Below are 14,734 nucleotides of genomic sequence, written 5' to 3' on the forward strand. Positions count from 1 at the left end.
AGAGCAACCGCTCCTGAGCGCGCCTGAAGGCGCGCGGTCCGGAGGCGCCCGATGGACCGCGCGCCTTCAGGCGCGCAAGCATTCCGCCTCATCATGACCGCCGCCCCCGACCACTACGCCCTCTGCGAGGCGGCGCTGCGCGAGCGTGACCGCGACCTCTGGCTCGCAAGCCTCTTTGCGCCACCCGCCGCGCGCAAACATATCCACGCCATCTACGCCTATGCGCTCGAGGCCGCCGAGGTGCGCACGAAAGTCTCTCAGCCTCTGCTCGGGGAGATGCGGCTGCGCTGGTGGACGGACGCGCTCTCGAATGAGGTTTCCGAGGGAACCCGCGCCCACCCCGTCGCCGACGCGCTGATCGACACGATCGAGCGCTTCGCTTTGCCGCGCGAAGAGTTGATCGCGCTCGCCGACGCCCATGTCGCCGATCTCTACGACGACCAAATGCCCGACATGGCAACCTTGGAAACCTATGCCCACGCGACCGCCGCCGGCCCCATCCGCTGGGCGGCGCGCATTCTCGGCGCGCCGGACTCTCCGGCTTTCGACGACGCCGGCATGGCGCTGTGCATCGCCCGCGTGCTGCGCCTCCCCTCGGGCGCGCTACTCCCGGCCGATCTGCTGGCGCGCCATGGCGCCGACATTCACGCCAACACCCAAGCCCTGCGCGCGGCCCTTTCGGAGCTGCGCGACAAGGCGCAAACCCATTATGACGCGGCGCGCCACGCAGCCGCTACGTTACCCAAGGGCAGAGAGGCCTTGCTGGCCGCAGCGACGGTTCCGGCCTATCTGGCGCGGGTCGCGGCTCCGGATTACGATCCGCTCCGGGGTTTGAGCGAAATCTCGCCGCTGCGGCGGCAATGGCGGATTTGGCGCGCCTCTCGTGGCGTCGGCCTTTGACAAGCGCCGCCCGGCGCCGGAAAAAGAAGCATGAAACCAGACGTCTATGACGAAGACAGCCGACGCCTGCGCGTTGGCACGCTGATTTTCCTGCGCTGGATCGCCATTATCGGCCAGAGCATCGCCTGTCTCTTCGTTTATTTGGTTCTCAACTTCGAATTTCCCGTCGGGCTGTGTTTCGTCTTCATCGTCGCCTCCGCGACGCTCAATTTCGGATTGCGTTTCGGCACCTCCGGCACCTTCCGCCTGAGCGATCTCGAAGCCGTGGTGCTGCTCTGCTACGACCTCGTGCAGCTCAGCTTCCTGCTCTATCTCACCGGCGGCGTGACCAACCCCTTCGTCATGCTGCTGCTCGCGCCCGTGACGATCTCGGCCGTCTCGCTGCCGCGCAATCTCACGCTGTTCCTCGGCATCGTGATGCTCGCCGCAGCGACCTTCCTCTGTGTCGAATTCGAGCCTCTGCCATGGTACGAGGACGAGCAGCTCAAATTCCCGCTGCTCTACCGCGCCAGCATTTGGTCTTCGCTCGCGTTGTCGGCGGCCTTCATCGCGCTCTACGCCGCGCGCGTGTCCGACGAAAGCCGGCTGCTCGCCACGGCGCTGGCGGCGACCGAATTGGTGCTGGAGCGCGAGCAGCATCTCTCCCAGCTCGACGGGCTCGCCGCGGCGGCCGCGCATGAGCTCGGCACGCCCCTCGCCACCATCACGCTCATCACGCGCGAATTGCAGAAGTCCTCGGCCAATTGCCCCGCGGAGGGATTGAAAGACGATCTCGATCTCCTTGCGCAGGAGGCCGCGCGTTGTCGCGAGATTCTCGGCAAGTTGGCGTCGCTCGGCGCCGATCAGGGAACCATGATGAACGTGCTCTCCATCGACACGCTCATCGAGGAGGTTGTCGAGCCGCAACGCGAATTCGGCGTGAAGCTCGAAATCTCGAAGCGCAGCAACGGCTCGACCCCTTCCCCGGCGCTGGCGCGCAATCCCGGCCTCCTCTACGGTCTCGGCAATCTCGTGGAAAACGCCATCGATTTCGCCCAATCACGCGTGCGAATCGACGCCTGGTGGTCGCGCGACCTCGTGACCATTTCCATCGAGGACGACGGCCCCGGATTTACGCCAGCCATTCTCGATCGCCTCGGCGATCCCTATCTGCGCGGCCGACCGACCGACCGCCGCACCAAGAACGACAGCCAGTCGGGCTTGGGGCTCGGCCTCTTTATCGCCAAGACCTTACTCGAACGCTCCGGGGCGACAGTGGAGGCCTATAATGTTTCGCCGCCCCGCACCGGCGCCATCGTCAAGGTCACCTGGCCCCGCGCAGCGCTCGAAATACCGGCTGCAAAGTTGAAGTCGGCGGAGGCATAGAGCATCCGCCGCACTCTTCGATGAAAAGGGCGCTCAGCCTGATTATTCGAGGATTGAAAATTCCCTGTCTTTTTGATTTTACGTGAGCTGCGGCAGAGTCGACGTCGTAAAATCCGTGTTGTAATCTTGACAAAAATCACTCTGGGGAGCTCGGGGCATGAATCGCGAGGACATCGGCGACACGGAACACGCCGTCACGGAGCCCCAAGCCGATGCGCTCGTTCCCCCGCTGCCTGACGACCGGTCGCTACTCGTCCTCGACGACGACAAGCCTTTCCTGCATCGTCTGGCCCGCGCCATGGAGGCGCGCGGCTTCGTCGTCACCCAATGCGAGACGGTGGCGGAAGGACTCGCGGCGCTCGAAAACAGGCCGCCGGCCTTTGCGATCGTCGACATGCGGCTCGAAGACGGCAACGGACTGGACGTCATCGAGAAGTTGAAGGAAGCGCGGCCCGACGCGCGCGGCATCATCCTGACCGGCTACGGCAATATCGCCACCGCCGTCACCGCGGTGAAGCTAGGCGCCTTTGATTATCTCGCCAAGCCCGCGGACGCCGACGAAATCTATCACGCGCTGATGGCCACCTCGATCGAGAAGCCCGACGCGCAGGAAAACCCCATGTCCGCCGACCGCGTGCGGTGGGAGCATATTCAGCGCGTCTTCGAATCCTGCGACCGCAATGTCTCAGAGACCGCGCGGCGCCTCAACATGCACCGACGCACCTTGCAGCGCATCCTGGCGAAGCGCGCGCCGCGCTGAGGAGTTGGACCGCGCGCCTTCAGGCGCGCTCGGTTTGGTGACGCCTCCCAAGGCGGCCTCCTCCTTCGAGACCCGAGCTTCGCTCGTTCCTCAGGATGAGGCCTAAGTGTTTGGCGCAGATGCAGAAGCCCCTCATGCTGAGGAGGCTGCGCAGCAGGCGTCTCGAAGCACGAGGGTATCTTGTCGTCGTCGGCGCGCTCAACTCAAAGCGCGCCTGAAGGCGCGCGGTCCGGTTTCTGACTCACCCCTCCAGCCGCTCATCGCCGAAGGCGAGCGCGCAATAGCGTTCCGCAGCCAAGGCGCCGAAGCGCACCAGCATCGCCTTTCGGCTCGCCGATGCGAGGCGCAGGCTCGGCGCTTCGCGGGCGAGCATTGCGCCATGCGCGTCGGCGACGATGAGGCCGACGTCCTCGGGGAAGAGTTTGACGTCCAGCGCCATGGGAATGGCGAAATAGAATCGGTCGCAATAGTCGCGGTAGCGCGTCCATTTCTGATCCGCGCGCAAATCCTCGAGCGAGGATTTCACCTCGACGATACGCAATCCGCCGTCGGGCGCGAGCGCGACCAGATCGGCCCGCGTGCCATTGGGCAAAGGCAATTCAGCGATGACGGCGAAGCCGCAGGCGCGCAGGTAGCGCCGCGCGCCGCGCGTCACATGCCGGGTCGTCTCAGGCCGCCCGACCTCCGCCGATGGAAGCAGATTGGAGTGCATCGTCTCTCCCACGCGAGCGTGATAATCTCCGTCCGCGACATGCGGCGCAAGCCGCGCCCCTCCAGCCGGCCGCTCATGACGAAAATCCTCGCCGCCCTCCTCTTCGCTTTCGCCTGCGCTCCCGCCTCGGCCGCCGAGCGCGTGGTCAATATCTTCAATTGGAGCGATTACATCGACCCCGGCGTGCTCGAGGATTTTACGCGCGAGACTGGCGTCAAGGTCGTCTATGACACCTACGATTCCAATGAAATTCTGGAGTCGCGCCTGCTTGCCGGCGCGACAGGCTATGACATCGTCGTGCCTTCCGCGACCTTTCTGCAACGCCAGATCAAAGCCGGCGTGCTGCAACCCATCGACCGCAAACGCCTCGCCAATGCATCCAACATCTGGAGCGAGATCGATGGCAGGCTGTCGAGCTACGATCCGGGCAGCGCCCATGCCATCAATTACATGTGGTACACGACCGGCGTCGCCTATAATGTCGTGAAGATCAGGGATCGCATCGGCAAGCCGATCACGAGCTGGGAACAGGTGCTGCGGCCTGAAAATTTGAAGAAGCTCGCCGATTGCGGGGTCTATGTGCTCGACAGCCCCGAAGACATTTTCGCCATCACGCTCAATTTCCTGAAGCTCGATCCCAACTCCAAGAGCGAAGCTGATCTCAAGCGCGCGGCCGATCATCTCGTGGGGCTGCGGCGCTACATCAAGAAATTCCACTCCTCGGAATATATCAATGCGCTGGCCAATGGCGACATCTGCCTCGCCATTGGTTGGGCCGGCGACAGCCTGCAGGCGCGCAACCGCGCGCGCGAGGCGGGCTCGGATGTCGAGATCGCCTATGCGATCCCGAGCGAAGGCACGCTGATGTCGATGGATAATCTCGCCATGCCCATCGACGCGCCGCATGTCGCCGAGGCTTATATGTTCATCGATTATTTACTGCGGCCCGATGTCGCCGCGCGCAACACCAAGGCCACCAATTTCGCCAATGGCGTCGGCCCCTCCCGCGCCTTGATTGACAAATCGATCGCCGACGATCCTTCGGTCTACCCGAATGACACGACCATGCGCCGCCTCTTCACCGTCACAACGCCGAACCAGCCTCAGCAGAAGTTCATCACGCGGCTTTGGACAATGGTGAAAACCGGGCGATAGATATATGCGACCCTCATTCCCGACGCCCGCAAATCGGGCGACTGGGAATCCAGAGCAAAACCAGCGCTATATCGGCCGGCCGTCATTGCGAGGAGCGTAAGCGACGACGCAATCCAGGGCAGCTACCGCGGCTCTGGATTGCGTCGCTTCGCTCGCAATGACGGGAGGCTCAGGATTCCCGGTCGGGCCTGCGGCCCGCCGGGAATGACAAGCGCCCTATGACGCAGCCGCGAATTGCTCAAGAAGCGTGTCGCGCGCCTCCGCGATCCGGCGGTATTCCTCGGCGCTGCCGCCGGCGTCGGGATGCGCGGTTTTGGCCAGCCGCCGGAAGGCGGCGTTGATCTCCGACGGCGTGAGCGCGCCCTCCGTCGGCAAATTCAGCGTCTCGCGGTGCTCTTCCTGATCCGACTCGGCGAAACGAAACTGAAACTGGAAGGCGCGGCGCTTCTCTCGCGCTTCGAGGCGCAGTTCGACCTGATCTTCCTGCCACCTCTGGCGCGACATGACGAGGCATTCGCCAAAGGCGATCCGCCCCTGCGCCTCGAGCTCATCGAGGCTAAACGGGCCGACAACGCCGTAAGGCGGCGCAAGATAGGCGCGCCTGCCGTCCTCGCGCGCCTCGATATGGCCGATCGTCACCATATCCAGGACGCCCAGCGAGCCATTCCAGACGACCCATTGCTCTTTGTCCGTCATGCAGCGGACCTTCTCGCACAGGCCAGCGGCGCGCCCCCGCCTTATGCGTGCGAAAGGGTCTGCGAAGCCGGACATTCCGTGCGTCTATGCATGATCGGAGCCAAGGCGCGGAGAAAGGCCGGCGGGCTCCAGCGGTGAGGCTTATTGCTCGTTCAATATGCGTTTCAGAAGATCGATGACTTCCGCAAGGCTTTTGTCCTTGGAGACGAGTTCCTCGATCTTTCGGACAGCGTGCAACACCGTCGTGTGATCGCGGCCGCCGAAGCGCCGCCCGATTTCGGGCAAGGAGCGCAAGGTCAACACTTTCGACAGATACATGGCGATCTGGCGGGGGCGCACGACATTCGCCGTGCGGCGCGAGGAAAGAATGTCGGAGCGCGAAATATTGTAGTGCGAGGCCACGAGCTTTTGGATGTCGTCGATCTTGACGCGTTTGGGCTCTTGCGTGCGCACCAGATCGCGGATTGCCGTTTCCGCCGTCTCAACGGTCAGCGGCGCGCCGTTGAGCGTGACATGCGCCAGAAGACGATTGACGGCGCCTTCCAGATCGCGGCCGTTGGTGACGATCGTGCGCGCGACATAATTGATGACGTCCGGCGGCACATGGAAGCCCGGCTGCATCTCTTGGGCGGCGGCGATGCGCGCGCCCAGGATTTTCGCGCGCAAGGATTCGTCCAAGGGGCCGATGTCGACACAAAGCCCGCCCTTGAAACGCGACAGAACGCGCTCGTCCAGCGTTTCGAGATCGGACGGCGGACGATCGGCGGCGACGACAACCTGACGCCCCGCGTCGATCAGCGCATTGAGCGTGTGGCAGAACTCCTGCTGAATCGATTTGCCTTGCAGGAACTGCACATCGTCGATGATGAGCATGTCGATGGCGCGCAGCCGCTCCTTGAAGGCGTGCGCCGTCTGCGTGGTCAGCGACGAAACGAAGCCGCTCATGAATCGTTCGGCCGTGAGATAGACCGCGCGACGTCGATTATCGTTCGTCGCATGGGCAAGCGCCTGCAGAAGATGCGTCTTGCCGAGCCCTACCGCCGCATGGGCGTACAGCGGATTGAACATCGGCGTGTCGCCGGGCCGGGCGTCTGCGACGCGGCATGCGGCCGCGTAAGCAAGCTGGTTAGAAGGGCCGACGAGAAAGGTCGAAAAGGACAAGCGCCGATCCAGCGGCGAACCAACGACAGAGTCGTTCTCGCCGCGCGGGGCAACGGCGCGCGCCGGCCGCCGTTGCGCGGCGGAGGTCTCGACGGGCTCTGCGGCGACAATATAAGGCGTCTGCGGCTTCTCCGCCAAATGCGGCGTCGACGCCTCGGATTCGCCGGCGCCATCGCGCGGCTTCGCCTTGCGCGCGGAGGAACGCACGTCGATCACGACATGCTCGATATTCTCGAACTCGTTCGACACGCGCGCTTTGATGCGCGACGCATAGTGGGATTGCACCCAGCTCTTCAAAAATTTGGTGGGCACACTGAGATAGATGGTCCCGGCGTTCAGGCGATCGAGCTCCAGGCGCGTGAACCATGAGCTGTAAACGGCGTCGCCGAGCTCGGCGCGCAACCTTTGACGTACGCCTTCCCAGCGCTTTTGATCTTCCGGGCAAATCCCGTCGTGTTGCATGGCGCGATCCAGCATTCGTGACCTTTTTCGAGAATACGCGTTCCGTCGCGCCCGCAGCGCGCGGGCGACGTGAATTCGCTCAGATAGACGCAGATGGTTGCTAGAATAGTCTCAGTCGGCGACGCTCAGCAGGGCGGACCTAGCGCAAACCCTTCGCTACTCGCCTCGCGGCTTATACGATCGAGATAGACGCTGGGGACAAAATCAATTGAACGCCGTGAGAAGAATTCACGCACTCTACGCAGCACTCCAATCTCATTGGCCCGCCGCTGTCTTCTCATGACAAAACCCCCGGTTTCCAGAATCGCAGGATCCTGGATTTCTAACGCCCCCGCCTGACTGCTTTGAACTCAGCAGCCCCGCGAACTGATCTCGTGAATTTCAAATCGAACAGGAGGGAAAGCAATCGCTCGCCGGAAGCCTCGGCTTTTCGAGCAGGATCTCGACATATCGTCGCTCCCTTTGTGTGCTCAGCCTGTAGCTGATGGTGGGCGATAATCGCTTTCGTTCGACAAAAAAGAACCTACACGCGGCGCCTCATCCGCGCAATGATCGACATCAATGTGACGTCATCCTTTCGCCTCGCCTGTGGCGCCGATGCAAGACTTTACGGCGCAAAGTAGGCTGTAAACTTATGATTCAGCTCTGGGAATAAAAGGAAATCCGATTTTCCGCATTATGCACTTGGAATGCGCGTGAATTAACTGTCGTAAAGATGTCAAGTGGCCATCTGGATAGGCCTTTTTGACGACTTGGTCACAAGGGCTTGAATCCGAGGACTTTCATCTGCGCGCAACCGCTACGCGATATTTTTTGTGTGCGCGTCCGAATGGCGCAAGCAAAGTTTGCGCCACCAGAGGCCGGAAATAAAAAAAGCCCAGCAGAGCTGGGCCTTAAGAGTATCGCCGGTCACTCCGAAATCGGAGCAAGCTGCACGCAATAGGCGAGAAATCTCACCCCTTCGCTGCAAGCGCCTTCACGCTGGCGCTCAGGCGCGAAACTTTGCGCGAGGCGGTGTTCTTGTGAATGACGCCCTTCTGCGCGGCGCGCATCATCTCCGGCGCGGCGCTCTGCAGCGCAGCGGCGGCGAGCGACGCGTCGCCGGAAGCGATCGCCTCCTCGACCTTGCGCACGAAGGTGCGCATGCGGCTGCGACGCGCGCGATTGACGGCGGTGCGGCGCTCGATCTTGCGAACGGCTTTTTTGGCCGAAGCTGTATTGGCCATGTCTTATCTGTCCTCGAAGCTGTAACAGCGACTCATGGCCGCCCGAAAACATTGCGGCCGCGAAATCGCGGCCACGTCGCACGCCTTATAGGCTCGCCCCCTTTTTTCGTCAATGGCGATGCGCATTTGGACCGCGGGCCTTCCGGCCCGCATTTTGAGCGAGCCTGAAGGCTCGCGGTCCGCATCAGCGATTCTGGAAAGCGGGTTTCCGCTTCTCCACGAAGGCCGCCATGCCCTCTTTCTGATCCTGGGTCGCAAAGAGCGAATAAAACAGCCGGCGCTCATAGCGCACGCCCTCTGTGAGCGTGGTTTCGAAAGCGGCGTTCACCGCCTCCTTTGCCATCATCGCCGCCGGCAGCGACATGGCGGCGACTGCCGCCCCAGCCTTCAGCGCCTCGGCGACAAGGTCGGCGGCGGGGACGATTCGGGCGACGAGACCGCAGCGCTCGGCCTCCTCCGCCCCCATCATGCGGCCGGTCAGCACGAGGTCCATGGCTTTGGCCTTACCGATCGCCCGGGTCAGGCGCTGGGTGCCGCCCGCGCCGGGAATGACGCCGATCTTGATCTCCGGCTGTCCGAACTGCGCCGTATCGGCGGCTATGATAAAGTCGCACATCATGGCGAGTTCGCAGCCGCCGCCCAGCGCAAAACCGGCGACCGCCGCGATGATCGGCTTGCGGGCGCGCGCGACCGTGTCCCAGCGGCCGATGAAGTCGCTCAGATAAGCGTCGGCGAAGCTCTTGTCCTTCATCTCCTTGATGTCGGCGCCGGCGGCGAAGGCCTTCTCCGAGCCCGTGATCACCACGCAGCCGACGCCGTCGTCGGCCTCGAAGCCCGCCAAAGCGCAGTCGACCTCGCTGATCAGCAGCGCGTTGAGGGCGTTCAATGCCTGCGGCCGGTTGAGGCGGATGAGGCCCACGCGGCCATGCGTTTCGACGTCGATCGTCTCGTAGCTGCTCATCTGGGCCTCCTTCTAAATATCGAAGTCAGTGGCTGGCTCTTTCTGGCCGAAGCCCAGCGCAATGGCGCGGGCGTAGAGATCCTCGAGGGTGATGTCGTCGAGCCGCGCCAGCGCCGCCTCTTCGGTCTCGGCGATCAGCGGCTCGAGCACGGCGACGAGCAGCGCCGGCGCCTGATCCTCTTCTTCCTCGGCGCGCAAGGCGACGCGCACGATCTCGCCCACGCAGAGTCGGCGCCGTTCGCGCGCCAGCTCATAGCCGCCAGCCGGGCCACGCACACTCTTCAATATGCCGGCGCGCACCAACGCCTGCAGCAGCGTCTCTAACCGGCGCGGCGGCAGATCGTGGCGCGCGGCAAGCTCCTTCGACGAGACGGGACGCCCGCGCGCATAAAGGGCGACGTCGAGCGCCGCCATCAAGGCGAATCGCGCCGGTCGCGGCAGCAGCCTCATTCCTCACCGCCCCCGTGCAGGCCCGTCGAGCCAAAACCGCCCGCCCCGCGCGCTGTCTCGTCGAGATCCTCGACCTCGGCCAGAATCGCGCGCACGACCGGCGCAACGACGAGCTGAGCGATGCGCATGCCGCGGGTGATCTCGAAGGGCTGGCCGCCATGATTGATGAGCAGCGCCTTCACCTCGCCGCGATAGTCGCTGTCGATGGTGCCCGGCGCGTTGAGAACGGTCACGCCATATTCGACGGCGAGCCCCGAACGCGGCCGCAACTGCGCCTCATAGCCCTCCGGCAAGGCGATCTGGATTCCGGTCGGAATCAGATCGCGTGCGCCCGGCTCCAGCACGAGCTTCTGCCCGGCGGGCAACGCCGCATAGAGATCGAGCCCGGCGGCCCCTTCGCTGGCATAGGCGGGGAGCGGCAGGCCCTCGCCATTGGTGAGGCGGCGGATGGAGACTTTCATTCAGCAGCCTCTTCTTTATTGAGAACTTCCGCAAGCCGCGCGACGAGCCGCTCGGCGACGGCCTCCTTGCGCAGGCGCGGCCAGCTTTCGACGCCGATCGGCGAGACGAGATGCGCCTCGTTCTCATCGCCGCCGAAGACGCCGGAGCCTTCCGACACGTCATTGGCGACGATCAGATCGCAGCCTTTGCGGGCAAGCTTTTTGCGGGCGTGAGCGATGACGTTGGTGGTCTCCGCCGCGAAGCCGACGACGAGCCGCGGCCGATTTTGCGCGCGCGCGACGCTCGCCAGAATGTCCGGGTTTTCGACAAGCGCAAAGCTCGGGGCCTCAGCCCCCTGCTCTTTCTTGATCTTCTGCGTCGCCGCCTCGACGCGCCAATCGGCGACGGCGGCGGCGCCGATGAAAACATCGGCCGGCAGCGCCCGCTCGACCGCGGCAAGCATGTCGCGGGCGCTCTCGACGTGGATGACGTCGCAGCCAGGCGGATCGGGGAGCATCACAGGCCCGCAGATCAGCGTCACCCGGGCGCCCGCAATGGCGGCGGCGGCGGCAATGGCGTGGCCCTGCTTGCCCGAGGAACGGTTGGCGATATAGCGCACCGGGTCGATCGCTTCATGCGTCGGCCCCGAGGTGACGACGACGTGGCGGCCAGCCAGCGCGCCGGGCTCGACGGCCGGCAAGGAAAGCCGCGTGTCGCTTTCCAGCGCTTGCTCTATCGCGGCGACGATCTCCAGCGGCTCGGCCATGCGGCCGGGGCCATATTCGCCGCAGGCCATCTCCCCGCTGTTGGGGCCAACGAACAGCGCGCCGTCGCTTTTGAGCGTTGCGACATTGCGCCGGGTCGCGGGCGCCAGCCACATGCGCAGATTCATGGCGGGCGCGTAGAGCGCGCGCTTGTCGGTCGCAAGCAGGAGCGTCGTGGCGAGATCGTCGCAGAGGCCCTGCGCGGCGCGCGCGAGGAGATGCGCGGTCGCCGGCGCGACGACGATGAGGTCGGCGTCGCGGGAGAGCTGGATATGGCCCATCTCGTGCTCGTCCGTCGCCGAGAAGAGATCGTCGTAAACCTTTTCGCCTGCAAGGCTGACGAAGGCGAGCGGCGTGACGAACTCTTTGGCGGCGGCGGTCATGACCACCCGCACCCGCGCCCCACGCTCGCGCAGCCGACGCACGAGGTCGAGTGACTTATAGGCCGCGATCCCGCCCCCGACGACGAGCAAAACCCTCTTCCCCTCAAGGCTTTGCATGATCTCTGGACGCGGCAAGGCCAATACTCCCCGATGAACGCGCGCGGAGAATACAGATTTTGGGCGCAAGGCCAAAGCGGCCATGGTCGGCGCGCGTCTGAAATCCGACATTCGAACGAGCGCAACGATGAAGCGATCCAGAGCCATGGTGTGGCGCTGGATTGCTTCGCTTCGCGCGCAATGACGGCGGCTCGGCGACGCGTCCCTCCCTTTGGTGTTATCTAACGGCGAATGACGCGCGCCGATTCCCTGCCCGCGCCGCGCGTGCGGCGCCTCACGCTTGCCGATTACCGCTCCTATGCGCAGGCGCGCTGCGAGATCGACGCGCGGCTCGTGGCGCTTGTCGGCGAGAACGGCGCCGGCAAGACCAATGTGCTGGAAGCGCTCTCGCTTTTTTCGCCCGGCCGGGGCCTGCGCCGCGCCGAGCTGTCCGAATGCGCCCGGCGGGACGGCTCCGGCGGCTTCGCCGTGTCGATCGAGATCGAAGCGGACGGGATGACGGCGCAGCTCGGCCACGGGCTCTCGGCCGAGGGCGAGAGGCAATTCCGCATCGACCGCGCCCCGGTCTCCTCGGCCCGCGCCTTTGCCGACCATCTGCGCGTCTTGTGGCTGACGCCCGCAATGGATGGGCTGTTCAACGGCCCGGCGGGCGAGCGCCGGCGCTTTCTCGATCGCCTGGCGCTGGGCGTCGACGCCGATCACGGCGCGCGCGTCAACAGACTGGAACGCGCGCTGCGCAACCGCAACCGGCTGCTGGAGGAAGGCGTCTCAGACAAGCGCTGGCTCGACGCCGCCGAGCAGGAAATCGCCGCGCTCGGCGTCGCCGTGGCGGCGGCGCGGCGGGAGACCGTCTCCCGTCTTGCCTCTTTGATCGTCGCGAGCGAGAGCGTCTTTCCCTGGGCGGAGATTGCGATAGAGGGCGAGGTCGAGAAGATGCTCGCCGAGGCGCCGGCGCTTGCCGTCGAAGAGCGCTTCCGCGAGACGCTTCGAGACATGCGACGCCGCGACGCCGCCGCCGGCCGCACCCTCACCGGACCGCAGACGAGCGACCTCGCCGTGCGCCACGGCCCCAAGAACGAGGCCGCGCGCGACTGCTCCACGGGCGAACAGAAGGCGCTGCTGATGGGCCTCACATTGGCGCATGCCCGGCTCGTCGGAGAAATGACCGGCAAGGCGCCGCTGTTGCTTCTGGACGAGGTCGCCGCGCATTTCGACCCGAAGCGGCGCGAAGCGCTTTTTACCGAGCTGGAGGCGCTAGGCGGACAAGTCTGGATGACGGGCGCCGATCCGCTGTTGTTCGCCTCGCTCGACGGGCGGGCGGAAATGTTGCTGGTGACGCCCGGACGCATAGAAAAAGCTTTCTGACGCATGCTATCCATCGCGAGGTTCACGGAGCAGGCAATGGATTGGTATTGGTATGCGATCATCGCCGGCATGGCGGCGCCCTGGCTCATTCTCGGCGCCGGCCTGCGCAACGCCTTCAAGGAAGGCGGCGTCGTCACCGGCGTTTCCGTCTGGTCGGGAATGGCCGTCTTTACGACGCTCATCGCGCTCTTGATTGGCTGGATCGCGCATAGGCTGATCGGGTAAGCGGAATGAACAAGCCAATTACGGGCGCGCAGTGGATCGAGCACGAATCGCGCGCGGCGATCCTCGCGGAGTTGCATGCGCGGCCTTTCCTGCCTTTGCAGGTCCCGCGCCGCGTCTATCATTTCGCTTTCGCGACCAATCGCGACGAGGCCCTCGCGGACCGCGCCGCGGTCGAACAATTGGCGCGAACGCATCAGCTCGAACCGCCGGCGCCCGACGCGAAGTTCCATCATCTCGCGTTCAACGGCTGGCGATTGCGCTGGGAGCAGCACGCGGAATTCACGACCTATAGCTGGTCGACCAGCATAGGGGCGGAAAAGCCTTTCGATCACGCCGATCCTCTGACGCGCGGCGAAATCGCCTTTCGCCCGCCGGGACCGCTGATCGTCGCCACGCATCTATGCGTCATCGACGGGCAAACGCCGCTCGACGAGCTGGCCGCGCTTTTCAATTCGCAGAGCCTCTGCGTCATCGAAATCGGCAAGGCCGGCGGCGCCCAGGCGCTGACCGATTTTGCCGTCGACGCTCATGGCTTCACGCGCATGGCCATCCGCATACTGGAGGCGCCGCCGCTTGAAGCCGGGCGTCTCGCGCAGCGTCTTCTCGAAGTCGAGACCTATCGCAGCATGGCGCTCATCGGCCTTCCGCTCGCGCGCGCGGTTTCTCCCGAGCTGACGATGATGGAAGAGGAGCTGTCCGAAATCACCAATGCGCTGCGTCGCGACGAGTCGCGCAGCAATCAGGCGCTGCTCAAGCGGCTTTCCGACCTTCTCGCCGCCAATGAGGCGCTTTCGACGCGCACGACTTTCCGTTTCAGCGCCAGCCGCGCCTATCATGCGCTGGTGAAGAGCCGGCTGGAATTGTTGCAGGAAGCCAAGGAAGGGCAATATCCGACCATTTCGAGCTTTCTCAACGCAAGGCTCGATCCGGCGATCGAAACCTGCAACGCCGTGCAGGCCAGACAGACGCGCTTTTCGACGGATGTCGCCCGCACGACCAATCTGATGCGCACCGGCATCACGCTGGAGATGGAGCGGCAAAACGGCGCTTTGCTCGACGATATGGTTCGCCGCACGCGCCTGCAGATGCGGCTCAACCGCATGGTGCAGGGCATCTCGGTCGCCGGCCTCGCCTATTATCTCGTGGGGCTGTTCGCCTTCATCGCCAAGGGATTGAAGGAGTCAGGCGCATTGCCGGAGGCCATCTCCGCGGATATGGCCGGGGCGATCTTCGTGCCTTTCGCGCTGCTCATTTCCTGGGCTTTCATGGCGCGCGTGCGCGCCTTGTCGATCCGCGCCGCCAAGGAAGAGCTGGGCGATTAGGCCCTATTCCACGTCGAGCGGCGCAACGCCCTTGGGCGCGCCATTCTCGCCGAGCGTGATCTTTTCGACCCGCGCCTCGGCCTCGGCGAGCAGCTTCTCGCAGCACTCCTGCAGCGCCTTGCCGCGCGCATAAAGGCGCACCGATTCGTCGAGCGAGACGGAGCCCTTCTCCAGCTCTCCGACGATGCTCTCGAGCTCCTGCATCGCCTTCTCGAAAGGCATGGCGGAGACGTCTGCGGCCGCTTCTTCTTTCTCGGTTTTCATGTCTT

At 64.4% G+C, this 14,734-nt stretch carries 16 protein-coding genes; 7 read left to right on the top strand and 9 right to left on the bottom strand.

Annotated features, from left to right (window positions below):
- The first annotated feature begins 51 nt into the window (after nucleotides 1-51).
- The 3 genes from QNA11_RS08195 (at nucleotide 52) to QNA11_RS08205 (ending at nucleotide 3,025) form a co-directional block, all read left to right on the top strand.
- Nucleotides 52-900 carry a phytoene/squalene synthase family protein gene (locus QNA11_RS08195; RefSeq protein ID WP_283482636.1) on the top strand — a complete coding sequence of 283 codons (849 nt, stop codon included), beginning with the start codon at nucleotides 52-54 and terminating at the stop codon, nucleotides 898-900.
- Nucleotides 901-930: 30 nt separating this feature from the next.
- A complete protein-coding gene (locus tag QNA11_RS08200; RefSeq protein WP_283482637.1) occupies nucleotides 931-2,265 on the top strand; it encodes an ActS/PrrB/RegB family redox-sensitive histidine kinase in 1,335 nt (444 codons plus the stop codon).
- Between the two features lie 157 nt (nucleotides 2,266-2,422).
- Entirely contained in the window at nucleotides 2,423-3,025 is a 603-nt protein-coding gene (locus QNA11_RS08205; RefSeq protein ID WP_283482638.1) for an ActR/PrrA/RegA family redox response regulator transcription factor, read from the top strand.
- A gap of 241 nt (nucleotides 3,026-3,266) precedes the next feature.
- On the opposite strand, the gene QNA11_RS08210 is transcribed toward QNA11_RS08205, so the two are convergent.
- On the bottom strand, nucleotides 3,267-3,737 hold the full coding sequence (locus QNA11_RS08210) for an MmcB family DNA repair protein (RefSeq protein ID WP_283482639.1): 471 nt from the start codon (nucleotides 3,735-3,737) through the stop codon (nucleotides 3,267-3,269).
- Between the two features lie 75 nt (nucleotides 3,738-3,812).
- Between QNA11_RS08210 and QNA11_RS08215 the strand changes: the two genes are divergently transcribed.
- Nucleotides 3,813-4,892 (top strand): polyamine ABC transporter substrate-binding protein, encoded by a 1,080-nt coding sequence (locus QNA11_RS08215; protein WP_283484177.1) that lies wholly within the window; start codon nucleotides 3,813-3,815, stop codon nucleotides 4,890-4,892.
- A gap of 216 nt (nucleotides 4,893-5,108) precedes the next feature.
- On the opposite strand, the gene QNA11_RS08220 is transcribed toward QNA11_RS08215, so the two are convergent.
- The 7 genes from QNA11_RS08220 to coaBC form a co-directional block, all read right to left on the bottom strand.
- Nucleotides 5,109-5,588 (bottom strand): J domain-containing protein, encoded by a 480-nt coding sequence (locus tag QNA11_RS08220; protein ID WP_283482640.1) that lies wholly within the window; start codon nucleotides 5,586-5,588, stop codon nucleotides 5,109-5,111.
- Nucleotides 5,589-5,729: 141 nt separating this feature from the next.
- On the bottom strand, nucleotides 5,730-7,226 hold the full coding sequence (gene dnaA, locus QNA11_RS08225; RefSeq protein WP_202072421.1) for a chromosomal replication initiator protein DnaA: 1,497 nt from the start codon (nucleotides 7,224-7,226) through the stop codon (nucleotides 5,730-5,732).
- A 938-nt stretch (nucleotides 7,227-8,164) separates the two neighbouring features.
- Complete coding sequence (gene rpsT, locus QNA11_RS08230) at nucleotides 8,165-8,437, bottom strand: 30S ribosomal protein S20 (protein WP_165055313.1); 273 nt, start codon at nucleotides 8,435-8,437, stop codon at nucleotides 8,165-8,167.
- A gap of 184 nt (nucleotides 8,438-8,621) precedes the next feature.
- Complete coding sequence (locus QNA11_RS08235) at nucleotides 8,622-9,398, bottom strand: enoyl-CoA hydratase (RefSeq protein WP_283482641.1); 777 nt, start codon at nucleotides 9,396-9,398, stop codon at nucleotides 8,622-8,624.
- Nucleotides 9,399-9,410: 12 nt separating this feature from the next.
- Complete coding sequence (locus QNA11_RS08240; protein WP_202072419.1) at nucleotides 9,411-9,848, bottom strand: RrF2 family transcriptional regulator; 438 nt, start codon at nucleotides 9,846-9,848, stop codon at nucleotides 9,411-9,413.
- A complete protein-coding gene (gene dut, locus QNA11_RS08245) occupies nucleotides 9,845-10,309 on the bottom strand; it encodes a dUTP diphosphatase (RefSeq protein ID WP_283482642.1) in 465 nt (154 codons plus the stop codon). The genes QNA11_RS08240 and dut overlap by 4 nt, the downstream gene beginning before the upstream one ends.
- Nucleotides 10,306-11,553, bottom strand: coding sequence for a bifunctional phosphopantothenoylcysteine decarboxylase/phosphopantothenate--cysteine ligase CoaBC (gene coaBC / locus QNA11_RS08250; RefSeq protein WP_283484178.1), 1,248 nt, complete (start codon nucleotides 11,551-11,553; stop codon nucleotides 10,306-10,308). Before coaBC ends, dut begins: the two co-directional genes overlap by 4 nt.
- A 231-nt stretch (nucleotides 11,554-11,784) precedes the next feature.
- Here coaBC and recF point away from each other — a divergent pair, with 231 nt between their 5' ends.
- The 3 genes from recF to QNA11_RS08265 are packed head-to-tail and all read left to right on the top strand — an operon-like array spanning nucleotide 11,785 to nucleotide 14,465.
- Nucleotides 11,785-12,918 (top strand): DNA replication/repair protein RecF, encoded by a 1,134-nt coding sequence (gene recF / locus QNA11_RS08255; protein ID WP_283482643.1) that lies wholly within the window; start codon nucleotides 11,785-11,787, stop codon nucleotides 12,916-12,918.
- Between the two features lie 36 nt (nucleotides 12,919-12,954).
- Complete coding sequence (locus QNA11_RS08260; protein ID WP_283482644.1) at nucleotides 12,955-13,143, top strand: hypothetical protein; 189 nt, start codon at nucleotides 12,955-12,957, stop codon at nucleotides 13,141-13,143.
- Nucleotides 13,144-13,148: 5 nt separating this feature from the next.
- Complete coding sequence (locus tag QNA11_RS08265; RefSeq protein ID WP_283482645.1) at nucleotides 13,149-14,465, top strand: DUF3422 family protein; 1,317 nt, start codon at nucleotides 13,149-13,151, stop codon at nucleotides 14,463-14,465.
- Between the two features lie 3 nt (nucleotides 14,466-14,468).
- On the opposite strand, the gene QNA11_RS08270 is transcribed toward QNA11_RS08265, so the two are convergent.
- Nucleotides 14,469-14,729, bottom strand: coding sequence for an exodeoxyribonuclease VII small subunit (locus QNA11_RS08270; RefSeq protein ID WP_283482646.1), 261 nt, complete (start codon nucleotides 14,727-14,729; stop codon nucleotides 14,469-14,471).
- Nucleotides 14,730-14,734: the final 5 nt, after the last annotated feature.

The sequence above is a fragment of the Methylocystis sp. JR02 genome, assembly GCF_030063565.1.
In the GTDB taxonomy this organism is placed as follows: Bacteria; Pseudomonadota; Alphaproteobacteria; order Rhizobiales; family Beijerinckiaceae; genus Methylocystis; species Methylocystis iwaonis.